The 22,410-nt window shown below is 64.3% G+C and carries 19 protein-coding genes; 10 read left to right on the top strand and 9 right to left on the bottom strand.

The window, feature by feature from the left end; all coding sequences use genetic code 11:
- Position 1: 1 nt before the first annotated feature.
- Positions 2-2,257 carry a TonB-dependent receptor family protein gene (locus F3N42_RS15390; protein WP_150865816.1) on the bottom strand — a complete coding sequence of 752 codons (2,256 nt, stop codon included), beginning with the start codon at positions 2,255-2,257 and terminating at the stop codon, positions 2-4.
- A 167-nt stretch (positions 2,258-2,424) separates the two neighbouring features.
- On the opposite strand from F3N42_RS15390, the gene F3N42_RS15385 reads away from it, so the two are divergent.
- The 3 genes from F3N42_RS15385 (at position 2,425) to sufT (ending at position 3,908) form a co-directional block, all read left to right on the top strand.
- The gene (locus F3N42_RS15385) at positions 2,425-2,634 is read left to right on the top strand and encodes a (2Fe-2S)-binding protein (RefSeq protein WP_150865814.1); all 210 of its coding nucleotides are present in this window, start codon (positions 2,425-2,427) and stop codon (positions 2,632-2,634) included.
- A 151-nt stretch (positions 2,635-2,785) separates the two neighbouring features.
- On the top strand, positions 2,786-3,253 hold the full coding sequence (gene bfr / locus F3N42_RS15380) for a bacterioferritin (RefSeq protein ID WP_150865811.1): 468 nt from the start codon (positions 2,786-2,788) through the stop codon (positions 3,251-3,253).
- Between the two features lie 103 nt (positions 3,254-3,356).
- Positions 3,357-3,908, top strand: coding sequence for a putative Fe-S cluster assembly protein SufT (sufT, locus tag F3N42_RS15375; protein WP_150865808.1), 552 nt, complete (start codon positions 3,357-3,359; stop codon positions 3,906-3,908).
- Between the two features lie 49 nt (positions 3,909-3,957).
- Here the strand turns inward: sufT and F3N42_RS15370 are convergent, their stop codons facing one another.
- Positions 3,958-6,435, bottom strand: a complete 2,478-nt coding sequence (locus F3N42_RS15370) for an acyl-CoA dehydrogenase (RefSeq protein WP_150865805.1) — start codon at positions 6,433-6,435, stop codon at positions 3,958-3,960.
- A 175-nt stretch (positions 6,436-6,610) separates the two neighbouring features.
- Between F3N42_RS15370 and F3N42_RS15365 the strand changes: the two genes are divergently transcribed.
- The 4 genes from F3N42_RS15365 to F3N42_RS15350 all read left to right on the top strand — a co-directional run bounded on the left by F3N42_RS15365 (position 6,611) and on the right by F3N42_RS15350 (position 9,282).
- Positions 6,611-7,183, top strand: coding sequence for a TetR/AcrR family transcriptional regulator (locus F3N42_RS15365; RefSeq protein WP_224784979.1), 573 nt, complete (start codon positions 6,611-6,613; stop codon positions 7,181-7,183).
- A gap of 62 nt (positions 7,184-7,245) precedes the next feature.
- A complete protein-coding gene (locus tag F3N42_RS15360) occupies positions 7,246-7,839 on the top strand; it encodes an RNA polymerase sigma factor (RefSeq protein ID WP_150865799.1) in 594 nt (197 codons plus the stop codon).
- Between the two features lie 16 nt (positions 7,840-7,855).
- Entirely contained in the window at positions 7,856-8,413 is a 558-nt protein-coding gene (locus F3N42_RS15355) for a hypothetical protein (RefSeq protein WP_150865796.1), read from the top strand.
- Complete coding sequence (locus F3N42_RS15350; protein ID WP_150865793.1) at positions 8,410-9,282, top strand: DUF4097 family beta strand repeat-containing protein; 873 nt, start codon at positions 8,410-8,412, stop codon at positions 9,280-9,282. The genes F3N42_RS15355 and F3N42_RS15350 overlap by 4 nt, the downstream gene beginning before the upstream one ends.
- Here F3N42_RS15350 and F3N42_RS15345 read toward each other — a convergent pair.
- Together F3N42_RS15345 and F3N42_RS15340 are read right to left on the bottom strand one after the other, a co-directional pair.
- Positions 9,269-10,468, bottom strand: a complete 1,200-nt coding sequence (locus F3N42_RS15345; protein ID WP_150865790.1) for a JmjC domain-containing protein — start codon at positions 10,466-10,468, stop codon at positions 9,269-9,271. The two genes, F3N42_RS15350 and F3N42_RS15345, sit on opposite strands and share 14 nt — an antisense overlap.
- A 9-nt stretch (positions 10,469-10,477) precedes the next feature.
- A complete protein-coding gene (locus F3N42_RS15340) occupies positions 10,478-11,050 on the bottom strand; it encodes a 2OG-Fe(II) oxygenase family protein (RefSeq protein ID WP_150865787.1) in 573 nt (190 codons plus the stop codon).
- 278 nt (positions 11,051-11,328) lie between these two features.
- On the opposite strand from F3N42_RS15340, the gene F3N42_RS15335 reads away from it, so the two are divergent.
- A complete protein-coding gene (locus F3N42_RS15335; RefSeq protein ID WP_150865782.1) occupies positions 11,329-14,187 on the top strand; it encodes a TonB-dependent receptor plug domain-containing protein in 2,859 nt (952 codons plus the stop codon).
- Between the two features lie 98 nt (positions 14,188-14,285).
- Positions 14,286-15,920, top strand: a complete 1,635-nt coding sequence (locus tag F3N42_RS15330) for a tetratricopeptide repeat-containing sulfotransferase family protein (RefSeq protein ID WP_191621476.1) — start codon at positions 14,286-14,288, stop codon at positions 15,918-15,920.
- 20 nt (positions 15,921-15,940) lie between these two features.
- Here F3N42_RS15330 and F3N42_RS15325 read toward each other — a convergent pair whose 3' ends face one another.
- Positions 15,941-17,149 carry a DUF547 domain-containing protein gene (locus F3N42_RS15325; protein WP_150865776.1) on the bottom strand — a complete coding sequence of 403 codons (1,209 nt, stop codon included), beginning with the start codon at positions 17,147-17,149 and terminating at the stop codon, positions 15,941-15,943.
- 22 nt (positions 17,150-17,171) lie between these two features.
- Positions 17,172-19,004 carry a tetratricopeptide repeat protein gene (locus F3N42_RS15320; protein ID WP_150865773.1) on the bottom strand — a complete coding sequence of 611 codons (1,833 nt, stop codon included), beginning with the start codon at positions 19,002-19,004 and terminating at the stop codon, positions 17,172-17,174.
- A 164-nt stretch (positions 19,005-19,168) separates the two neighbouring features.
- On the opposite strand from F3N42_RS15320, the gene F3N42_RS15315 reads away from it, so the two are divergent.
- Positions 19,169-19,591, top strand: a complete 423-nt coding sequence (locus tag F3N42_RS15315) for a hypothetical protein (protein WP_150865770.1) — start codon at positions 19,169-19,171, stop codon at positions 19,589-19,591.
- Here F3N42_RS15315 and hemE read toward each other — a convergent pair.
- Genes hemE through F3N42_RS15300 form a run of 3 tightly spaced genes read right to left on the bottom strand, consistent with a single transcriptional unit; the run spans position 19,588 to position 22,342 of the window.
- The gene (hemE, locus tag F3N42_RS15310) at positions 19,588-20,655 is read right to left on the bottom strand and encodes a uroporphyrinogen decarboxylase (RefSeq protein WP_150865767.1); all 1,068 of its coding nucleotides are present in this window, start codon (positions 20,653-20,655) and stop codon (positions 19,588-19,590) included. The two genes, F3N42_RS15315 and hemE, sit on opposite strands and share 4 nt — an antisense overlap.
- 35 nt (positions 20,656-20,690) lie before the next feature.
- Complete coding sequence (gene aroB / locus F3N42_RS15305) at positions 20,691-21,785, bottom strand: 3-dehydroquinate synthase (protein ID WP_150865764.1); 1,095 nt, start codon at positions 21,783-21,785, stop codon at positions 20,691-20,693.
- A 17-nt stretch (positions 21,786-21,802) separates the two neighbouring features.
- Positions 21,803-22,342: a shikimate kinase gene (locus F3N42_RS15300; RefSeq protein ID WP_150865761.1), complete on the bottom strand. Its 540-nt coding sequence runs from the start codon at positions 22,340-22,342 to the stop codon at positions 21,803-21,805.
- Positions 22,343-22,410 lie beyond the last annotated feature (68 nt).

The raw sequence follows: 22,410 nt of genomic DNA, 5'->3' as shown, positions 1-22,410 counted from the left end.
CTCAAAAGTCGAACGTGACGCCCGCGTAAACGCTGCGCGGCTTGTTCGGGCGTGCGCCGTAGGGTTCACGGCCGGCGATGTAGATCTCGTCGGTTACGTTCTCTGCTATTACGTACGCGGTCCATTGATCACCCAGCCGGTAATGCGCGGACAGATCGAACAGGGTCGCGGCGTCGGTTTCCTGGAAGGCGCCGCAGGCCGCCTGGGTACACACGCTGTCGACATAGCTCGCGCCCAGGTAGGCAGACAGGCGCTGCCATTCCATGCCGGCCGAGGCATAGAGCTCATGGTCAGGCACGTAGGGCACCGGGTCGCCGGCCTCGACATCGCCAAAGAACTCGGAATCGAAGCTGGTCTGGAACTCGGCGTCCATCCACGTGTAGGTCAGCTGCAACGGCACGGTGACGTTGCCCAGGACGGGGAAGGCGGAGGCCGAGACCTCCAGGCCGGGAATATGCACCCCTTCGCCGTTGAAGGCGTCACCGGGCTCGCAATTGCTGCCCGATGAGTTAGTGCAGGTGCCGACCAGGTTTTCGTAGTCGTTGAAGAAGCCGGTGACATCGAGCTGCCAGGCCTGGCCGGCCCAGCGCATGCCCAGCTCGTAGTTGATGCTTTCCTCGGGGTCGGTGCCCGGCGAGTTGCCCGGCACGGCGAAACCCTTGTGCACGCCGGCCAGCAACTGCAGGCCGTTATCAAGGTCGCGCATCACGCCGATGCCGGGAATCCAGACGTCGACGTGGTTCTCGCGGTAGCTGGACAGGTTGTCGTCGTTCCGGCTCGACGGGTCAGGGCCGGAGGTGCCGTAGTTGTGGCGGCTGAGTTCGATGTTCTCGTAACGCAGGCCCGGCGTGAAGGTCCAGTCGTTCCACTCGATCCGGTCCTGGATCCACGTGGCCCAGGCCTCGGCGTCCTGGACGCGGTTGCCGGCATTGCCTTGCAGGCCGACATCGCTGATGACCATCTGGCCGTTGAGCTGGCGCCAGGTGTCATTGCGCTGCAGCCGGTCTTCCTCGTCGCGATGGAAGCGCAGTCCGGCCTGCAGGCCGTGGAGCACATCGCCCGATTCCAGCGGCAACTGGCCGATGAGCTGGATGCCGCGGGCGTAGTACTCACGTGAATTGTTACGGACCTGGATCGAACCTTCCGGGGTGTCGGCGCCGTCGACAATGGCCTGCAGGAAGCCGGCATCGTAACCCCCCGTTCCGGTACCGGTATTGATGCCGTTGATGACGTTGGCCCAACCCGTTCCGCTGAAGGACTGCGCATCGGCGCTGCCGTCGAAGTCGATGGCCTCGGTCTTGTACCAGGCGCGTTCGAATTCGTTGTCATAGGCGGCGATGGACAGTTCCGCGCCCGATTCGAAAACCATGCGCCAGCCCAGGACCACCTGCTGGTGTTCGTTGTCCATCTCGTCCTGGCTGGACACGCCGTACCGTCGCAGCGCGTCGGCATGAAAATCCGTGTCCGTCAGGCCCAGGTAGCTCTGCCGGGACTGTTCCTCGGACGTCTGCAGCTTGATGTCGAACACGTGGGTGACACCATCGCCGGTGTCCAGCGTGTAACGGCCCTTGGCCAGGTAGTCCGACTTGTCCAGGCCGGTATCGCTGTCGCTGCGGTCGATATGCTGGTAGCCGTCAGACTGCCATTGATGGGTTTCCACCAACCAGCCGAAACCGTCGTCGGCGCCGCCGCCGTACCAGCCGTGCAGCCGCCAGGTGTCGTCACTGCCAAACTCGCCCAGCAGGTGGCCACTGGCCTGCGCCGGAATAGGCGTGGAGACCAGGTTGATCGCGCCACCCACGGTATAGGGCCCCTGGGTGATGGCGGCCGGCCCTTTCAGTACCTCGATGGCGTGAATGCGGCCGAACGTCGGGAAGTAGTATGCCGAGGGCGCGGTGTACGGCGCCGGGGCCACCAGGATGCCGTCCTCCAGGAGCGTGACACGGCTGCTGCGCTCGGCCGCGGTGCCGCGGATGCTGATGTTGGGGTGCAGGCCGTAACCGTCTTCCACCTGGAACGACACGCCGGGCACCTGGCGCATGGCGCGCACGACGTCGGTGGCCTGGAAGCGCTCCAGGTCCTCGTGCGAGACCTTGCTGGCGCCGCCGGCCACGTCATTCACATCGCCGGCATCACCCAGGATGGTGATGTGCTCCAGCGCCAGGCATTCGATGTCCGTGCCGCCTTCGGTCTTTGCCGATGGCTGGCAGCGCTCGGTGTCATCGGCTAGGGCCGTGCTCGCTATCGTGCCAGTCATCGCAAAAGCGATGGCGTGGATAAGGGAAGCGGTCAGCGTTATCGGTTTCATAGGATTTTGGTACGGACAGGTGTCGTTTGAGAATGATTCGCGTTCAGCAGGGCGCATTCTAGACGGCTTGATAGGTATTGACAATCATTCTCATTCACAACTAAGATACAGGCATTATGTACGTCTGCCTCTGCAACGCCGTTACCGATTCCGATATTCACGCTGCCGTGAAGGAAGGCGTTCGCGACCTCAACCAGCTGTCCAGTCGTACCGGCTGCAGCATCACCTGCGGTCGATGCACCAGCACTGCGGTCGAGGTCCTGGGCGAGGCCATGTCCGGCTCGGGCGAAGTGCTCAAACTCGTGCCGGAGCCCGCCCTGGGCTGAGGTACTTCGGGCCGTTCCCTGGTCCAGTCCGTAAGTCGTTCTCATTCACTAACCATTCTCATTTCTTCAGGCCGTTGAAGGCTTGGCTATAGTTCGCCCAGCACGGCGTGTTTCGCGCCGGATGGACGTATTGAAACCGGAGAAGGTCACCATGAAAGGCGACAAGAAAGTCATCGAATTCCTCAATCGTGCGCTCTACAATGAGCTGACCGCGATTAACCAGTATTTCCTGCACTCGCGCATGTTCAAGGACATGGGCCTGAAGGAACTGGCCGAGCACGAGTACGAAGAATCCATCGACGAGATGAAGCATGCCGACCAGCTCATCGAGCGCATCCTGTTACTCGAGGGCCTGCCGAACCTGCAGGACCTGGGCAAGCTGCGCATCGGCGAGAACGTCAAGGAAATGCTCGAGTGCGACCTGAAGCTGGAAATGGATGCCATTCCGCTGCTGCGCGAAGCCATCGCCTACAGCGAAACCAGCCAGGATTACGTCAGCCGCGAACTGTTCGAGAGCATCCTGGAGTCCGAGGAAGAGCACGTGGACTGGCTGGAAACCCAGCTCAGCCTGATCGACAAGGTGGGTGTGCAGAACTACCTGCAGTCGAAGATGAGCTGACGGTACGGCAGGCGTGCGCGCCACGCGCGCGCCTGCTTCCCTGCCACTTGATTCAACGCGTCATCAGCCGCATCTTATCGGCATACCCAATCCGTGGCGCACCATGTTTTCCCAGACCAGCCAGCCCTGCCAATTTGAACGCGATTGCGAGGTCGTGATGATCCCTTCGGGTGACCCCGTGACCATGCCCGTGGGCGCCGTCGGCTACATCACCCAGGCGCTGGGCGGTAGTTTTACCGTGTTCGTGGATGGCAACCTGTTCCGGGTGGCCGGCACCGACGCCGATGCCATCGGGCGTGAGCCCGTGCAGCCGCCATCCCTGTCCGACGACGCGACCGAGGAAGATGTTGAAAAACTGGTCTGGGACCAGATGCGCACCTGCTATGACCCGGAAATTCCGGTCAACATCGTCGACCTGGGTCTGGTTTACACCTGTGATATCAGCCGCGCCGGTAACGGCCAGCGCGATGTCCATGTCGAAATGACGCTTACCGCCCCAGGCTGTGGCATGGGGCCGATCCTGGTGGAGGACGTGCGTTCCAAGATCGCGCTGATTCCCACCATCAACACCGTCGATGTCGACCTGGTGTTCGACCCGCCGTGGAACCACATGATGATGACGGAAGCCGCCCGCCTCGAGACGGGCATGCTTTGATGGTGACGCGTGACGCGTGACGCGTGACGGGTAACAGGTGACGGGTTAGTTAGCTGGCCAGGCGTTCGCCTTCGGTGTTGGCTCCGGTCGAGGGCCTGGCGCGCAGGTCTTCGGGGTCGAAGTCGTCGACGGCGATGATTTCCGCCACCATGGTTTGCACCTGGGCCAGGGTCCTGGCCTCGGTCTCGCTTAACACCCCCTTTTCGACCGCGTCCGCCAGGCGGTCGGCGAATTGCAATCCGTCCACTTCACCGGCCTTGACGGCCTTCTGCAGTTTGCGCTCGATGGGCTCTGCCGCGATCACCTGCGGCAGCGCGTGCTCCATCAGTCCGATCGGGTTGTCGGTGGAGTCGGGGATATAGATGCCGCGCGTCAGGCGGTCACGCACTTCCGAAGGTGATAGCAGCAATTGTGCTGCGCGATGGCTCAGGCGGTCGCCCGGCGCACGCTCCCAGCGGCCCAGCGGGAATACGACCAGGCGGACCAGTGCCGCAATCCAGCGGTTCGGGAAGTTATCGGCGAACCCACCCAGCGCTTTTTGCATTTCATGGGCGCCGTGGTGCATGACCCAGGCGACCAGCGGCAGGTCTGCGTGCGGCCGGCCTTCCGCCTCGAAGCGATAGAGCACGGCCGAGCCCATGTACAGGTGGCTGAGAACGTCACCCAGCCGGGCCGAAAGGCGCTCTTTCTGTTTCAGCTTGCCGCCCAGGGTCAGCATGGCCAGGTCGGCGCAGAACGCCAAAGCGGACGAGTAGCGAGACAGGCGCCGGTAGTAGCCGGCGAGGCGGGCGTCGCGGCGCTCGGGGGCGCCGGCCAGGCGGCCGAAGCTCAGGCCCAGCAGCACGCTCCTGACCGCGTTGCGGATAGAGAAACCGACATGCGCCCACAGCAGGCGATCGAATTCATTCAGCCGTTGCCGGTCATCGTCCAGGCGCGCGGCCTGCATTTCCTTCAGCACATAGGGATGGCAGCGAATCGCGCCCTGGCCGAAGATCATCATGTTACGGGTCAGGATGTTGGCGCCTTCCACGGTGATCCAGATGGGCGAGCCCTGCCAGCCGCGCCCCAGGTAGTTACGCGGCCCCAGGATGATGCCCTTGCCGCCGTGGATGTCCATGGCGTCGGTGATGATCTCGCGCGAGCCCTCGGTGGCGTGGTACTTGGCAATCGCCGATGGCACGGAAGGCCGTTCGCCGCGGTCAACGGCGCTGGCGGTCATGCGCGACATGGCTGAAATCATGTAGGTTTTGCCGGCGATGCGGGCCAGGGCTTCCTCGACGCCTTCGAAACGACCGATGGGCAGGTTGAACTGGCGGCGGATGCGGGCGTAGGCGCCTGTCGCCAGCGCGCAGATCTTGGCGCCGCCGGTGGACGATGACGGCAAGGTAATGCCGCGGCCGACGGACAGGGCTTCCACCAGCATCTTCCAGCCCTTGCCGGCCATGGCTGAACCACCAATCAGCGCATCCAGCGGCACGAACACATCCTGGCCGCGGATCGGTCCGTTCTGGAACGGCACGTTCAGCGGGAAGTGCCGGCGGCCAATGTCCATGCCCTCGGTGTCGCGGGGCACCAGTGCCAGGCTGATGCCCAGGTCCTCGGTGTCGCCCAGCAGGCCGTCCGGGTCATACAGGCGGAAGGCCAGGCCAATGACCGTGGCGACCGGCGCCAGCGTGATGTAGCGCTTGTCAAAGGTCAGGCGCATGCCCAGGACCTTCTTGCCGTCGACTTCGCGCTCGCAGACGATGCCATAGTCGGCAATCGAGGTTGCGTCGGAGCCGGCGGACGGCGTGGTCAGCCCGAAGCACGGAATTTCCTCGCCGCGGGCCAGCCGCGGCAGGTAATGTGTTTTCTGCTTGTCGGTGCCGTAGTGAAGGATCAGTTCGCCCGGTCCCAGCGAATTCGGCACCGCGACGGTCGCGCCGACCACCGCGCTGGCCGTCGATACCTTCTGCAAGACCGCGCGGTGCGCCATGGCGGAGAAGCCCAGGCCACCATACTCGCGCGGGATGATCATGCCAAAGAAGCGCTCGGCCTTGATGTAGTCCCAGATGCGCTCCGGGATATCGGCCTCGACGTGGGTGATTTCCCAGTCATCGATCATCGCGCAGAGGGTTTCGACGGGGCCGTCCAGGAAGGCCTGCTCTTCGTCGGTGAGCGTGGCCCACGGCGTGCTCAGCAACTCGTTCCAGTCGGGCGCGCCGGAAAACAGCTGGCCATCCCAGCCCACGGTGCCGGCTTCCATGGCGGCCACCTCGGTGTCCGACAGGTCCGGCAGCATCTTGCGGTACTTGGCCAGGAACGGCGCGGTCAGCCACTGCTGGCGCCAGGGCGTGTGGTTGAGCACGGCTAGCGGGGCGCCGAGGACCAGGGCGATGACCACCGTTGTTAACAGGGTGACCGGTGTGAACAGCCAGAACGCCAACAGCGTGACACCCAGGGCGATGGTCCAGGTACGCAGGGACAGCCCGCGAAACGCGCAGGCCAGAGAAACGCCCAGTAGGGCGAGCAGCAGAATCCAGGTCATGGGGGTCACCCGATCATTTTGGCGACATCGTCGCAGTTACCATACGCATGAGTATGGAAAACGCGGAAGCCGCTGTCAAGACAAGGTGATAGCGGCGACCGGGCCGCTATACTGGTATCGACCGCCGGGTTTCTCCACAATGGCGGTCTTCATTCATGGGAGCGCAGGTAGCCAAGTGAGCCGGCCCAAGCGAAATACCCTGTCCGCCGTGGACTGGGAACACGAAGCCCTGGCGGTGATCGCTGAAGAGGGCGTGACGGCCCTGGCCGTGGAGCCGCTCGCCCGCCGCATGGGCATCACCAAGGGCAGCTTCTACTGGCATTTCAGTGGGCGCGAGTCCCTGCTTGAGCAGGCGCTGGAACGATGGGAAGCGCATGACGCGCGTAACCTGGCAGCGTCGATGGGCGCGATTGAAGACCCGCGCGAACGCCTGGTGGCCTTTATCCATGGCGTCAGCCGCGAGCGGTTCACCCACGATGTCTATCGCGCCCTGTGTTCCGCGGCCGACCACCCCCAGGTCGAGCCGGTGCTCGAACGGGTCGCCAACCGGCGCATGGCCGAGATCGCCCGTGCTTTCAGCGAGCTTGGCATGGATGACACCGGCGCGGCCCACCGGGCGCGCCTGACCTACTCCGTTTACCTGGGCTTCCTGCAACTGCAGAGCCAGCACCAGGCGCCCGTTTTTTCCAGCGAAGAGTACTCGGCTTACGTTGAGCACGTGATCGAAACGCTCATCCCCGGATCTTGAATCCACGTTTAAACCGCCCGGCCATAACCGATGTCTAAGGGTTCATGGGAGGCGCGCAGGCGATGACAGTCCAGCCGATGGACATGGCGATGGAGCGGGACGAAGAGTCCCGCCTGGTGGACTGCGCCCGCGCCGGTGACCAGGCCGCGTTCGAGCGCTTGTACCGTGCGCACGCCGGCCGAATCCACGCCCTGTGCTGGCGCTTGTGCGGTCATGACACGGCGCTCGCCGAGGACCTGGTGCAGGAATCGTTCGTCAGGGCGTGGAACAAGCTGGACCTGTTCGAAGGCAAGAGCGCGTTCGGCACCTGGATGCACCGCCTGGCCGCCAATGTTGCGCTGAGTGACCGGCGGATCCGCCTGAGGCGGGTCGGCCACGAAACGCCGGCGGACGAGATGACCGAACGAACCGCGATGGGCGACCGGGATGTTTCCGCGCCATTGCGAGCGGACCTGGAGCAGGCCATCGCGGCGCTGCCCGAGAGGGCCCGGTCGGTGCTGGTGCTGTACGACGTGGAAGGTTACCGCCACCAGGAAATCGCCGAGATGACCGGCATGGCGGTGGGCTCCTCGAAGGCGCAGTTGCACCGGGCCCGAAACCTCGTCCGCCAGGCCCTGGGCCTGCCAGATGGCGAAGAAAGCCCGAATACGGATTGAACACAGAGATGCGATGATGAATGACACAGGACACAACAGCCCGGGGGCCTGGCGCGACGCGCTCGCACAGCTGCCCGCGGACTTGCCGCCGGGGCGCGACCTCTGGCCGGGCATCGAGTCCAGGCTGGAGCCGCGTGCGGGGCAGCAGCCCGGTGCCGGCGCGCGCAGGATGCGCTGGCCGGCGCTGGCGGCTTCCGTGGCCTTCGCCTTCGCCGCGGGCCTGTTGCTGGGCCGGCAGGGCCCGGGCCCGGCCGCAGCGCCCACGATGGCCTTCAACCCCGGTGACCCCGCAGTGGCGGTGGCGCTGCGCGCGGCGGAGCAGGAATACCTGGCCGAATGGAAAGGCTTTACCACGGTTGGCGTGGCGCCAACCCTGCTGACGCCGCAGGCGCAGGAAGAGCTGGAAGCCAGCTGGAATGCACTGCTGCAGGCAGAAACGGCATTGCTGACCGCGCTCGACGAGCACCCGGATAACCCGTACCTGGGTGAAAAACTGCTCGATCTGCGTGGGCAACAGCTCGATTTCATGAGACAACTACACATGCTGGACCAGAACAGCAGGAGAGATACATGATGAAGATGGTATGGGTGCTGGCACTGACGTTGCCGATGGCCGCGGTGGCCGGCGACGACATCGAAGAGCGCCGTGATATGGCCGCTGACGGAACAGTCAGCGTGACCAACATTGCCGGCGAAATCGAAGTAGCGACCTGGGACAGGAACGAACTGCACCTGACCGGCGATCTCGGTGACGGGTCCGAATTGCGCGTCGACGCCTCGGGCGGCGATGTGCGGATCGAGGTCAAGCCACGGTCGAAAGGCCGGCACGGCAACGTCGACGATTCCGACCTCTACCTGATGGTGCCCCAGGGTGCCAGCCTGTCGTTGCATGGTGTCAGTGCGGACATCACCGTAACGGGGTCGAAAGGCGCGCGCCTGGATATCGAGACCGTGAGCGGTGACCTGGAGGTGGTCGCGGAGACCCAGTCACTGGACCTGTCATCGGTCAGTGGTGATGTCAATTTCACCGGGGCTTCCGTTCGTACCTCGGCGGAGACGGTTTCCGGCGACATCGAGCTGGACGGCGTCAGCGGCGCACTGGATGTGAAAGTCGTTTCCGGTGACGCCCATGTTCGCGGCGGTTCGTTCAGCCGTGGCCAGTTTGAATCGGTGTCCGGCAACCTGGAACTGTCGCTGGCGGTTGAGCGTGGCGGCCGGGTCACCCTTGAGACCATGAGTGGCGACGCCTACCTCTACCTGCCGCGCGAACAGGGCGCGGAGATCCGTGCGCAGTCATTCAGCGGTGATATTCGCAGTGACTTCGGTGAGCCGGAACGCCCCGGTCATGGCCCGGGCACGCGCTTGCAGCATGTCGCCGGCGAAGGTGGTGCCACCATCCGCGTCGAGAGCTTCAGCGGTGACGTCGAGATCATTCGCCGCTGACAGGCTCCAGGTAGCCGCTGGCGACCAGCCGCCCGGCGAGCGCCAGCTTGACCTCGTCGGGCAGACCCCCGGGGATGTCGGCGATCACGAACTCCGGCTGGCCGATGATCCACTGCAGCGCGGGCGTCGCGCCGGGGTGAGTCAGCACCCGGTCACCCGGTAACCTGAGATCGGCGACCTGCGGGGTCGCCAGTAATTGCGCCATCGCCAGCGGGTGATGGTGCAGTCGTGTCTGGGGCTGGAGTTGCGGGGCGGGCGCGTCGTTCCTGGCCAGCCGCGGCATATCCTCGATCAGGCGCGCTCGGCGCCTGGCCATCGCATCGCGAACATAGGCGTCGCTACCGCCGGCCTGCTGCAGTTGCGACAGGGCTGTGCGCACATGCTGCGCCACCTCGCCCAGTCCGCCCTGCCGGTCCAGCGCCAGCGCGTCGGCGCGGGTTGTGGCCCCGGTGCGCAGTGGCAGGTTGGCTTCCGCCATCGCGTCGACCATGGCAATCAGCGCCTGGCGCACCGTGACCGGCAGGAAACCAATGGATAAATGGATCGACTCCGTCGTCGACTTCACGGTGTGGGCCGTTCCGCGTGGCAGGTACAGCACGTCGCCGGCCACCACGTCCACGGTGCGGTAGTTGGGTAGCGGCGGCGCGGGCTCGCCGGCGCCTTTCCAGGTATTGGGCAGCGTCGGCGCATCGCTGGAGATGTACCACTGTTTGCTGCCCGCCAGCTGGATGATCAGGATGTCGTATTCGTCATGGTGCACCGGCGCGTCCAGGCCGTCGGTGCTCCAGAAGATCGCGGCACTGGCCGGGTTCTCGAACAGCATTTCCAGCGCCCGGCACAGGCGCGCCAGTTCCGGTGACAACGTCGTCGCGTCGGGGATACGCACGGTATAGCGGGCCTGGTGATATTCGGCCAGCAAAGCGGCGAACCCGTCGCGGTCGGCCACCCGGCGCGCCCGTGGTGACGGCACCTGGGCCGAGCCCGAGTGGCAGGTCAGGGTGTGCGCAAAGCGGTCATGGGCGTCGAGAATGGTGGCGGCGGGGTCAGGGCCGATGATCCCCGCGAGCGCATTATCACCACTGCGCGCATGCAGGAAGCGGCGGCCGACATAGCCGTCCATGAACGAGTCGTAGGTTTCCGGGCGAACCAGGTTGGTCAACAGTTCGCGTGCGCTTTCCGGGGTCATCTGGGGCCCTTATGTCTGGCTGACGAAATTGATCCAGCCGGTAAATATCATTTTCTCATGGGTGTCCGAGACAACGCCATGGTGCATATGCGTCATGTCACTGGGCCACAGTAGCAGGTCACCCTTGATGCATTCCGTGACCAGGCCCTGGTGGGGAAAGGCCGTGCCGCCACCCGGCGTGTCCGTCAGGTAGAGCATCCACACCAGTGCGCGGTTGCAAAATTCCAGCTGGTCACGTTCGCAGTGCACGGCCGGATAGCCACCACCGGCCGGGTACCACTGGATGTTGGCAACATCGGCCACGCCCAGCGGGCCCATGCCGGAAGCGCCGGCATCGTAGTAGTACTTCTGTACGTAGGTGTCGACGTGCTGGGTCAGCTGCAGGAAAAACGGATCGAAGTAGGGATAGATGCGTGCCGGCAGGCCCAGGTCCAGCGAATCCTTCATGGATTTGTCCACCCGCAGGTCCTTGCCCAGCCGCCCGGGCTGCGCCAGGTGGCGGTTCCTCTCGAAGAAGTCGATGGCCCGGTCGCAGAGTGCGTGGTCGACCCTGAAAGTTTCAATGAACGTGGTTTCGGTCATGGTGATACGTGGTCCGGGAGGCATTCCATGGTCGTTGACGATAGACAGGCATAGCCCGGAAGTCATGCCCGGAACGAATTCGTTTCGTGGAGCGGGGGATGTTTTTTCACGGAAATTAATGTTAGTTTAACACTAATGGCGTACGCACATGCCTCAGGTAGTGTCTGTAAAAGCTGTGGAAGCTCCCGTTTTCACGGCTATTTGCCGTTCACTTTCCTGACGTGTCAAGCCATTGGTTATTTGTGCACAGATAATCCTTCACAAAGGAGTCAATAGATATGTATCACAACAAAAATCGACTGAGTCTCGCGGTCAAGACCGCGCTCGGCTTCACCACAATGGTGACCGCCGGCGCTGCCATGGCCCAGGAGCAGTCGGATGCCGAGGAAGATTTCGCGGCGCTTGAAGAGGTGATCGTTACCGGTTCGCGTATTGTGAACCCTGACGGATTCAGCCAGACCAGCCCCGTGACCGTGGTGGGTATGGAGCAGATCGAAGAGATCGGCTTCACCCGTGTCGAAGACGTACTGAACCAGCTGCCGCAGATCGAAGCCAACCAGACGGCTTTCATCGCCAACGGCTCATCCGGTACGGCCAACATTGACCTTCGTGGTATGGGCGCCAACCGTACCCTGGTCCTGGTCAACGGCCGCCGCCTGCAGCCGGGTGGCCTGTACTCCAACGCCCCCGACGTCAACCAGATCCCGACCTCGATGATCGAGCGAGTGGAAGTGCTGACCGGTGGTGCTTCGGCCACCTACGGTGCCGACGCTGTGGCCGGTGTTGTCAACTTCATCATGCGCAAGGTCAACGGCGTCGAGTTCAGCATGGGCGCCAGCGGCTACCAGCACGACAACAGCAACAGCTACATCCAGAACCTGATGGATGCGCGTAACTTCGAATACCCCACGGGTGATTCGGGCATCGACGGCAAGGCCTACAACTTTGACCTGACCATCGGTGGCGACTTCGCTGACGGCCGTGGTAACGCCAGCGCGTACATCACGTACCGGACCAACGAAGAACTGCGTCAGTCCGCGCGTGACTACTCCAGCTGTGCCCTGGGTGATTCCGGCCAGAGCTGTGGTGGTTCCGCCAACGCGGCCGTGCCGAACTTCTTCATTGCACCGCTGACCGCGACGGGTGAAGGCCCGGGCGGCTACGACTACGACCAGGAAATCTTCGTGACCCTGCAGTCGGACAGCAGCCTGCAGGACTACGACGGCTCCAACGTTTACAACTTCGCGCCGATCAACCACTTCATGCGTCCGGATGACCGCTGGTCCGGTGGTGCGTTCATTGATTTTGAAATCAACGAACATGCCATTGCATACGCTGAACTGGGTTTCGCGGACAACCGCACCAAGGCACAGATCGCCGAGTCCGGCACGTTCTTCTTCGAGCCGTACCCGCTGACCATCGACAACCCGCAGTTCCCGGATGCGTTCCGCCAGTCCCTGGAGAACTACTTCCCGGGCACCACGGACCTGGGTATCTACATCGGTAAGCGTAATGTCGAAGGTGGCCCGCGTACGGATATCCTGCAACACACCTCGTTCCGCATCGTCGGCGGCCTGAAAGGCGCCATCACCGACAACTGGGACTACGATGTGTCTTACCTGTACGGACAGACCACGTCCGAGTCGATCTACATCAACGACTTCTTCGCCAGCAACGTGCTGCCGACGATTGACGGTTCCTGTGTGGGCAGCTCCAGCTGTGAGCCCTGGGACGTCTTCACCTTCGGTGGCGTGACGCCTTCAGCTGCGGCCCAGCTGGCCGAAACCGGCAAGATCGGCGCTCACACCTCCACGACCGTGATCAACGGTTACGTCACCGGCGACCTGGGCTTCGGCCTGCCGGCCGGCGACATCTTCGTGGTGGCGGGTGCCGAGTACCGTGAAGAGGTCATGGAGCGTATTGCTGATCTCGTCTTCGAGAAGGGCCTGCTGCTGGGCCAGGGTGGTCCGACCCCGAGCGTGGATGGCAACTACTCTGTGAACGAACTGTTCGCGGAAGCCAACATCCCGCTGCTGTCAGACCTGCCGCTGATCGAGAACCTGACCCTCGACATGGCTTACCGCTGGTCTGATTACGACACCACGGGCGATGTCAGCACCTACCGTGTGGGTCTTGACTGGGCCGTCACCGACTGGGCGCGTGTGCGTACCGGCTACAACCGTGCGGTGCGTGCGCCGAACGTGTTCGAGCTGTTCCTGCCGCAGAACCTGGGTCTGTGGGGTGGTGTTGACCCGTGTGCGGGCGCCACGCCGGAACTCAGTGCGGCACAGTGTGCCAACACCGGTGTGACCCCGGCACAGTACGGCAACATCACGCTGAGCCCGGCTTCACAGTACAACGCGCTGTACGGTGGTAACCCGGACCTCGACCCCGAGGACGCCGATACCTTCACGTTCGGCGTGGTCTTCCAGCCGACCGACACCATGCAGCTGTCCATTGACTACTGGGACATCGAGATCGAAGACACGATCGCGAACATCGATCCCGAGCTGATGGTCACGCAGTGTGCTGTTTCCGGCATTCTCTGTGACAACGTCGTCCGTTCCGGTAGTGGCTCACTCTGGCAGGGCCAGAATGGCTACGTCATCGCCACCAACGTCAACCTGGGTAGCGTGCACTATGAAGGTGTTGACCTTGCCTGGGCCTGGAGCCTGGAAGCGCTGGCCGGTACCTGGAACTTCGACTTCATCGGTACCTACATGCTGACCAAGGAAACCGCGCCGCTCCCGACGGACGACACGGCAACCTACGACTGTGTGGGCCTGATCAACACGCAGTGTTTCCCGACTCCGGAATGGCGTCACGTGGCTTCAGCCACCTACGACTCGGATGAGTGGTGGGCGGTTACGGCTCGCTGGCGCTTCTACCAGGACGTCGAGTACGACGGTTCGGCTGACCTGATTGCCAACGACAGCATCGATGATGAGTCTTACTTCGATGCCACGGCGATCTTCCGCTTCATGGAGTCGAACGACCTGGTCCTGGGTGTGAACAACATCCTCGACGAGGAGCCGCCGATGGTGGGTGGTTCACTGTCCACCAACGCGAACACGATCGCGGGTTTCTATGACACCCTTGGTCGCTACCTGTTCGCCAACGTGACGTTCCGCTACTGATCACTCAGTGCGTAACTGATCGCTGACAGCAGTGTCAGATGGAAAGCGGGCCGAAAGGCCCGCTTTCTTTTTGTGCGGTCGGAAAAGACAATGAGCCGATGAGTGCCCAATCCGAAAAGCAACGCGCCCTGGCGGCGATCAAGGCGCAACGTTTTGGCGAGGCCGCGTCCCTGCTTGCGACGGTGCTGAAACGTGAGCCCGGTGACACACAGTCACGCTGGTTGCGGCTGAACTGCCTGGACCAGTTGGGCGACCGCGAAAACGGGCAACAGGAGCTGGACGAGTTGCTGTATCGCAGCGCGCCGGATGTGGGCCAGGTGAATGCACTGGCCGAGTTCGCGCGACAGCGTGGATATTCGCTTGGCGCCGTTGCGGCGGCATTGAAAGCCTGTGACGACCAGCATCCAGGTGATGCCGGTATCGCCTATAACCTGGCGTGGTACCAGGCCGCCAGCGGCGACGCGCCGGCGGCCGTAAAGGCATACGAGCGGGCCCTGGAACTTGGCGTCCAGGGGGCGGAAGAAGTGCACCTGAACCTGGCCAACCTGTACATGGACCAGCTCGACCAGCCGGCCCGGGCGCGCCTACACCTGGACAAGGCGCTGACCCTTCGGCCGGACTATCCGGGCGCGCTCCACAACCTGGGCAACCTGGAGGAGCGCGAGGGGAACAGGGAAGCGGCGCAACGGTGCTTCAAGCGTTGCCTTGAGCTCGACCCTGCCGATGACCGGGCGCTGGCCCGGCTGGCCGACGCGCATGTCTTTAGCCAACCCGGCGAGCCATTGCTTGAAAGACTCACGGCCATCGCACCGCAGAGCCAGAATCCCGACCTGCATTACGCCCGGGGTCGCGCGCTGGACCAGGTGGGCGAGTACGACGCCGCCTGGGCCGCGTTAAGCCGCGCCAACACGCTCGACCGTGCGGGCCTGCCGGCGTACAGGCCGGCGCAGACCGAAGACATGGCGGTAAAGGTGATTGAAGGATTCAGCCGCGACTGGCTGGATCGGTTTCCACGGGTTGAGACACACCGACCCGTGTTCCTGTGCGGCATGTTTCGGAGTGGCACGACCTTGCTGGAACGCATGCTGGCGGCGCATCCCGCGTTTGCCGCCGGGGGAGAAAGCGAATTCTTCCCCAGGCTGGTTCGCGACGAGTGGCCCGGCTGGCCCGAAGGTGTCGATACCATCACGCCGGAACAGGTCGCGGACTGGGCGCAGCGGCATGCGCGATGGTTAGAGGAACGATCGGAACCGGGATTGCGGCTGACAGACAAGCGCCCGGACAACTTCCTGTACGTGGGGCTGATCAAGGCGGTTGTGCCCGGCGCCCGCTTTGTCGTTACGGAACGCGACTGGCGCGACGTGCTGGTGTCGGTCTTCGCCACGCGGCTGGGGGCCGGCCAGGCCTACGCCGCCGACCCGGCGGATATCCGCCATTACCTGGGGCTTCACCGGCAACTGGTGGATCACTGGGAAGGCGTGCTGGGGAACGCGTTGCTCAGGGTTGCTTACGAAGACCTGGTGAGCGACCCGCGGGCGACGTTAGGCCGTGTGCTGGAACACCTGGGTGAGCCGTGGGACGATGCCTGCCTGGCATTCCACGAGCAGCAAGGCGCCGTGGCTACGGCCAGCGTCTGGCAGGTGCGTGAACCCCTGCACACACGCTCCGTCGGTCGCTGGAAGAACTACGCCGGCCCGCTGCGTGATGCGCTGGGGGCCGGCGCCATTGACTGAAGCCCGGGTGGGCCGGTCAATCAGTTCTCGTTCGGGTTTTCAGACGGCGTATCCGCCGGCCGGGTGCCCAGTTCCTCGACCGTCACGCGCCCTTCGCGGACCAGCATTTCTGCCGCCTCGTTGGCGGTGATGGAGCGGATCAGGTCCTGAACTTCGGGTGTGAAGTTTGATGTCGTCGGCGCCTTGGCCAGGATGGCCGAGTAGTTGGCCGAGGCGTTGGTCACGACGGTGCCGCCCTCACCATCCGGCTGGGTGCCGATGACGGCATCCATCAGCGCCGCCTGGCTGGTGCTGAAGCTGCCGGTCACGTTGCGGAAGGTGCCGTAGACATCGGCCACGGTCCAGTCGTCAATGTCCGGATCAAGCTTGCTGGCAGTCTGCAGGTCGGAGCGCTCCTGGCCCTGGATGAAGTTCATCAGGTGCGCCTTCAGGTCAGCATTGAAGTTGGGGAACAGGTCGCTGTTCTGCTCGTACAGCGTCGAAACCTCGAAATCGCCGTTACGTGTGTAGGTACCGCGGTTGGAGTTGATGAATTCCACCGCGTTGTCGCGCAGCGCATATTCCACGGTGTCGGCCGTGTAGGCCTTCTTGCGAATGTTCGGCCCGCCGATCACGCCCTGGAACAGGCCGTACATGATCATCGGGTCGTTATCGTAGTTGGCCTTCAGGATGCCCTTGATGTCGTTCAGGCTAAGGGGCTGGTCGGCAACGGTGACGACCTTTTGGTCGAGAATCGACTTGCGGCCGTTGAGTTCCTTCTTCAGGTCTTTCTCGGGGTAGATCTGCACCAGTTCATCCAGCAGGACAACGTTGTACAGGTTCAGCCAGTACGCCAGTTGCTCCTTGCGCGAGAACGCGTCCAGCGGGATCTGTGCGGGAAGGGCTTCCAGCGCCACGCGGACATCGTGCAGCAGTTCCCTGTAGCGCTCGTTGTCTTCGAATTCCTCGAAAAAGAAACGATTGCCTTCCTTCGCGGTCGAGCGCTTGATCTTGTTTTTGACCCGCGTGCCCGTATTGGACTGTGCGGGCGCGGCCACTTCGCGCGTGGAGCGACCGACATCCAGCACCATGGTGCCCAGGATGGCGTCGACGTCCGCGTACTGGATGCGGAATACAGAGTTCGGGTCATGGCCCTGGAAGGGCTCCGGTACGGCGGCCTGGGTCGCGAAAGTGCTGAGCAACAGGCCGGCGACGGAAATCAGTGTGGTCAGCCGGGTTCTAATGTTCATGTTTGGCTCCTCCGTAAGGAATTCAGGCTGGGTCAATGTCACAGGGTACCGTCATTCTGGGCGTTTCGCTGTCAAAGCGATAGGTGCCGTGCCAGAAATAACTCGGGAAAAATACGCACTGCCCCGGCGCGGGGCGGATGGTCCGGGCCACGTGTTCACGGTCGCCCAGGCCCAGCGAGGTTTCACCAAACCGGATCCATCCATCGCGTGTCGTGTCATCGCCAAGTGGCGGCAGGGCGATGTAATTGCAGCAGGACAGCCAGCCCTGGGGGTGAACATGGTTGGTATGGTGCCCGCCCGACCGCAGCATGATCGACCAGCTGCCGGTGTAGTACGTTGCCTGGCGCTTGCGGGCGTAGAACGGGTGGCGGTCATCGTCGGGCAGGGCGGCCAGGTACTCGGCCAGCACGGTGTCGACTGACTGCTTCAGGGCCGTGATGAGCGGGTGGGAATTCCCGAACAGGATCTCGAAGGTCTGGGTGCCGTTACGCACGCTCTGGTCAAGGGGTTGGCGGCCCGCCGAGTGCAGGGTTGGCAGGAAGCCAGCCAGTTCCTCCATGAACGCCTGCGTGCCAGTGAAGCCGGTCGGTGACGGCAATGTGAACGTCTTCAACAACGTGTCGTAGTCGTTCAGCCATTCGTGCTTCGGGTCACCGGCCAGTCGCCAGGCCACGCCCAGGTAAGCCCAGACTTCCTGGTTCCATGGCTCAACGGCGCGAGCGTGATCCAGGTGACGCTCCGCCGACGCATAGTCACCGCCACGGATATCAAGGTTGGCGCAATCAATGCGGAATCGGACGTTGTCTGGCTGGGCGCTGAGTGCGCGGTCAAGCAGTTGCCGCGGCGTGTCGTCATCGCCACGGCGCAGTTTCTGAACCGCCAGTCCGTGCAGCAGGAACGGGTCCGGGCCGGCCCGTGAAATGGCGGATTCCAGGATCGCCTCGGCCTCGTCTTCACGGCCGGCCGAGCGCAGGGCCGAAGCGTAGTTATGGTACAGCGGGGCCGCAGCGGGTGCCCTGGCAATGGCATCACGGTACGACTGCCCGAAGCGATCATCGTCCTGCTGCCAGAAGATCTCGTTCAGTGCGCGGTGCGCGTCGATCAGTAGCGGCTGCGCTTCGAGCGCCGCCTGGAAGTGCACGATGGCCTCGTCCAGGGCCTTCGTTTCGGTCTTGAGCAGGCCAATCTCGTGTTGGACACGGGCGCGGTCTTGCGTGGTCTGCAGCAGGGTTTGCAGCATGGCGAGCGCATCCGCGGGCGCTTTCTTACGGTGCTGGCGCGCACGGGTCATCACCGCCCTGGCGTCATTGGGGTGCCGGGCCGCGATGTTGTCGGCCAGGTCCCGGGCATCGTCCTCACGCCCGGCGGCCTGCAGCGCCCTGACCAGGGCCATCTCGATGCCGGGCCTGGGGTCCAGCTGGACGGCGCGCTGCAACTGTTCGATGGCCTCTGTCGGCCGGTGCCGGTCCAGCGAGACCAGGCCACGGTTGTACCAGGCGTTGGCCAGGCCGGGTTGCAGCTCGATGGCGCTGGCCAGTGCCTGGTCGGCTTCCTCGAAGCGCCGCGAGCGCCGCAACAGCGTGGCCAGGTTGGACAGCACCGCGGGCTGGCGGGGGTTGGCTGCCAGGCTGCGGCGAAACGCCTTCTCGGCGTTGATGACCTGGCCCAGGCGTTGCCAGGCCATGGCCATCAGGTGCTGGACGTCGGCATGATTCGGCAGGTCCGCGTCCAGGGCCTGGCAGGCCTGGAGCGCGGTCGCGAGGTCGCCGCGGTTAAAGGCCGCCAGGGCGTTCTGGAACCGCCGCGCGAACTGTTCAGCCGGATTGGGGGGCTGGCCTGGTGGTGCAATCGACATAGGCGGACATTATACTTTTTGGCTACTCAACGGCGTAAGCGATGCAAAGGCGTTCAATGTTGAAAACTCTCACTTTGTCCCGGCTCGGGATGTTCTGTGTCCTGTGTCTTGCCCTGTCGTTCGCGGCCCACGCGGATGATGAGGGTGTCGATCTTCGTGCCTTGATGTCGGCTGAAGAATTCAATGAAGCGGGCCTCGACAAGCTGTCTGATGAAGAGCTCGCCCGGCTCGGGGCCTGGTTCCGGGACAACCGTGACAAGGCGGTGACCCAGACGCGCGCCGAGGTCAAGGCCGAGGTGAAAGCCGAAGTCGAGGCCGAGGTGGCGGCGGCCGCGGCGGCGCAACCGGCAGCGAAGCCGGAGAAGCCGCCCGAGGAATTCACCGCGCGGGCCCGCGGCTTTGCCGGCTGGGCCGGCAAGACGGTCTTCGCCCTGGACAACGGCCAGGTCTGGCGCCAGCGCATGCCGGGCAAGTTCAACTATTCCGGCTCGGCCAACGAAGTGAAGTTCGACAAGAATTTCATGGGCGGCTGGGTCATGGAGCATGTCGAATCGGGCCGCACCGTACTGGTTGAGCTGATCGACTAGTACCCGGCGTGCAGTGCCGGGCTGAATTCGTGCACCGCGTCCACCAGGGCGCCCAGGTGCTCGGGCGGCACACCGGGGGTGATGCCGTGGCCCAGGTTGAACACGTGGCCGGTGCCGTCGCCGTAGCTTTCCAGTGTCGCCCTGGCCTGGGCACGGATCGCGGCCGGTGAAGCCAGCAGCACGGACGGGTCCAGGTTGCCCTGCAGCGCCACCCGGTGCCCGACGCGATGGCGCGCCTCGGCCAGGGTGATGGTCCAGTCCACGCCCAGGGCATCGGCACCGGTATCGGCCAGGCCTTCGAGCTGGGTGTTGCAGCCCTTGCTGAACAGGATCACGGGAATCTTCTGGCCGTCGTGCTCGCGTTTCAGGCCGTCGACGATGCGCGCCATGTAACGCAACGAGAACTCCCGATAGGCGTCGTGGGCCAGCGCGCCACCCCACGAGTCGAAAATCTGCACGGCCTGGGCGCCGGCCTCGATCTGCGCATTCAGGTAATCCGTCACGCAATCTGCGAGTTTGCCCAGCAGCAGGTGCGCGGCGTCAGGATCTTCGTACAGCAGTGCCTTGACGCGTGCAAAGTCGCGGCTGGAACCGCCCTCGACCATGTACGTGGCCAGCGTCCAGGGGCTGCCGGCAAAGCCGATCAGCGGTTTCTCGTCCGCCAGCCGCGCTCGGATCAGGCGAACCGCGTCCATGACGTAGCGCAATGCATCATCCGGGTCCGGCCGTGGCAGCGCGCGGATGGCCGCCACGTCACGTACCGGGCGTTCGAACTTCGGCCCTTCACCCTCGGCGAAATACAGGCCCATGCCCATCGCATCGGGAATGGTCAGGATGTCGGAGAACAGGATCGCGGCGTCCAGGTCGAAGCGTCGCAGCGGTTGTAGCGTGACTTCGCAGGCCAGTTCCGGCTGGGTCGCCAGGTTCATGAAGCTGCCGGCCTTGGCGCGGACTTCCCGGTACTCGGGCAGGTAGCGACCCGCCTGGCGCATGATCCACACCGGGGTGCGGTCAACGGGCAGGCGCAGCAGGGCGCGGAGCAATCGGTGTTTCGGTTCTGTCATTCGGCTTTCCGTGTTCGGTGTTCCGTATTCGGCTTTCAGGCCGCCGGATCTTCGGCCCGGCAGGCGTTGAGGGCGGCAAGGATATCAGCATCGGCGCTGTCCTCGTCGACGATGGCCTTGCCCGGTGCCGAGAGCAGCACCAGCCGCCGGCGCCCGGCCAGGTTCTTCTTGTCCAGTTTCATGTGCTGCAGCAGGTCCGGCGCGTCGATGTCTGCGGGAACGGTCACCGGCAGGCCCAGTGCCGACTGGATGTCGGCCAGGCGCCTGGCCAGGCCGGGGGCGAGCAACCCGCGGGACTCGCTCAGCGTGGCGGCGACGACCATGCCGATGGCCACGGCCTCGCCGTGCAGGTAGCGCTGGTAGCCGGTGTGCGTTTCCAGCGCGTGGCCGAAGGTGTGGCCGAAATTCAGGATTGCGCGCACGCCCTGCTCACGCTCGTCCGCGCCCACCACCTCGGCCTTGTAGCGGACCGAGCGCTCGACAATCTCGGCGAGCGCGTCCGGCTCCATGGCGCGCAGCGCGTCGATGTTCGCCTCGATCCAGTCGATAAAGCCGGCGTCGCAGATCGCACCGTACTTCAGTACCTCCGCCAGGCCGGCGCGATACTCGCGGGGCGGCAGCGTGCGCAGCGTGGCGGTGTCGGCGATGACGGCCGCCGGCTGGTGGAACGCGCCCACCAGGTTCTTGCCCTGGGGGATGTTGATGGCGGTCTTGCCACCGACCGACGCGTCGACCTGGGCCAGCAGCGTGGTGGGGGCCTGGATGAAGCGGATACCGCGCATCCACGTGGCCGCGGCAAAGCCGCAGAGGTCGCCGACCACGCCGCCGCCCAGCGCCACCAGCGTGGTGTCGCGCGGGGCGTGGCGGTCGGCCAGGCGGCCGATCAGCGCCCGCCAGTTGTCCCAGTTTTTCTCCGCCTCGCCATCGGCCATCGTAAAGGTGTCGACATCATGACCTTTCAACGCGCCCAGCACGGCGGGCAGGTACAGCGGCGCCACGGTTTCGTTGGTGACGATCAGGATGGGTGCCTGGCCGACATGGGGTGCCCAGGCGGCCGGGTCGGCCAGCAGGCCTTCGCCGATCCGGACCGGGTAGGACCGGTCACCCAGGGGGATATCGATGGTTCTCATGGGGTTTCCTTGCTCATTCAGTCATGGTGCTCGCGCAGGGCTTTGGCCAGGGCCTGGGCGACCAGGGGCACGCCGCGGCCGCCGGAGGTAAAGGCCAGGTCGGCCACCGCCTCGTAGAGCGGGTCGCGCTGGGCGGCCAGTTCCTCCAGCCGTTTGCGCCGGTCCGGGGCCTGCAGCAACGGCCGGCTGCGGTCGAGCTCCAGGCGCCTGATCTGCTGGTCCACGGTGGCCTTCAGCCAGACCACGGTGCCCGTTCGCGACATCAGCTCGCGGTTGGCCGGCAGCAACACCGCACCGCCGCCGGTAGAGACCAGCACGTTGTCGCGTTGCGCCAGGCACTCCAGCATCCGCGCCTCGCGATCGCGAAAGCCGGCTTCGCCCTCGATGTCGAAAATCAGGTTGATGCTCGCCCCGGTCGATGACTCGATCTCGTCGTCGCAGTCCACGAACTCCAGTTCGAGCAGGTCGGCCACCCGGCGGCCCAGGGTGGTCTTGCCCGAACCCATCGGGCCGACCAGGAAGATTCTGTGCCCCGGCCGCGCGTCGTCGGCGCTCATCCGCCCGCCCGTCCGCGCCCCGGGCGGGTGCGTGACGGGCCGCCATTCGTTACCATGTGGGTCATTCG

This window comes from Marinihelvus fidelis (assembly GCF_008725655.1).
Lineage (GTDB): Bacteria > Pseudomonadota > Gammaproteobacteria > Xanthomonadales > SZUA-36 > Marinihelvus > Marinihelvus fidelis.
Note: the sequence above shows the minus strand (reverse complement) of the source record. Positions and strands in the feature narration are given on the sequence as shown.

What these genes read in the sequence shown, in the direction of transcription:
- F3N42_RS15370 (WP_150865805.1), bottom strand. Translation starts at nt 6,435, where the DNA reads ATGACCTGGATTCTGCTGCTCGCCCTACTGGGCGTTTCTCTGGCCTGC.
- F3N42_RS15355 (WP_150865796.1), top strand. Translation starts at nt 7,856, where the DNA reads ATGAATGACACAGGACACAACAGCCCGGGGGCCTGGCGCGACGCGCTC.
- F3N42_RS15350 (WP_150865793.1), top strand. Translation starts at nt 8,410, where the DNA reads ATGATGAAGATGGTATGGGTGCTGGCACTGACGTTGCCGATGGCCGCG.
- F3N42_RS15385 (WP_150865814.1), top strand. Translation starts at nt 2,425, where the DNA reads ATGTACGTCTGCCTCTGCAACGCCGTTACCGATTCCGATATTCACGCT.
- F3N42_RS15360 (WP_150865799.1), top strand. Translation starts at nt 7,246, where the DNA reads ATGACAGTCCAGCCGATGGACATGGCGATGGAGCGGGACGAAGAGTCC.
- sufT (WP_150865808.1), top strand. Translation starts at nt 3,357, where the DNA reads ATGTTTTCCCAGACCAGCCAGCCCTGCCAATTTGAACGCGATTGCGAG.
- F3N42_RS15325 (WP_150865776.1), bottom strand. Translation starts at nt 17,149, where the DNA reads ATGAACATTAGAACCCGGCTGACCACACTGATTTCCGTCGCCGGCCTG.
- F3N42_RS15345 (WP_150865790.1), bottom strand. Translation starts at nt 10,468, where the DNA reads ATGACCCCGGAAAGCGCACGCGAACTGTTGACCAACCTGGTTCGCCCG.
- bfr (WP_150865811.1), top strand. Translation starts at nt 2,786, where the DNA reads ATGAAAGGCGACAAGAAAGTCATCGAATTCCTCAATCGTGCGCTCTAC.
- F3N42_RS15335 (WP_150865782.1), top strand. Translation starts at nt 11,329, where the DNA reads ATGTATCACAACAAAAATCGACTGAGTCTCGCGGTCAAGACCGCGCTC.
- aroB (WP_150865764.1), bottom strand. Translation starts at nt 21,785, where the DNA reads ATGAGAACCATCGATATCCCCCTGGGTGACCGGTCCTACCCGGTCCGG.
- F3N42_RS15330 (WP_191621476.1), top strand. Translation starts at nt 14,286, where the DNA reads ATGAGTGCCCAATCCGAAAAGCAACGCGCCCTGGCGGCGATCAAGGCG.
- F3N42_RS15320 (WP_150865773.1), bottom strand. Translation starts at nt 19,004, where the DNA reads ATGTCGATTGCACCACCAGGCCAGCCCCCCAATCCGGCTGAACAGTTC.
- hemE (WP_150865767.1), bottom strand. Translation starts at nt 20,655, where the DNA reads ATGACAGAACCGAAACACCGATTGCTCCGCGCCCTGCTGCGCCTGCCC.
- F3N42_RS15300 (WP_150865761.1), bottom strand. Translation starts at nt 22,342, where the DNA reads ATGAGCGCCGACGACGCGCGGCCGGGGCACAGAATCTTCCTGGTCGGC.
- F3N42_RS15315 (WP_150865770.1), top strand. Translation starts at nt 19,169, where the DNA reads ATGTCGGCTGAAGAATTCAATGAAGCGGGCCTCGACAAGCTGTCTGAT.
- F3N42_RS15390 (WP_150865816.1), bottom strand. Translation starts at nt 2,257, where the DNA reads ATGACTGGCACGATAGCGAGCACGGCCCTAGCCGATGACACCGAGCGC.
- F3N42_RS15340 (WP_150865787.1), bottom strand. Translation starts at nt 11,050, where the DNA reads ATGACCGAAACCACGTTCATTGAAACTTTCAGGGTCGACCACGCACTC.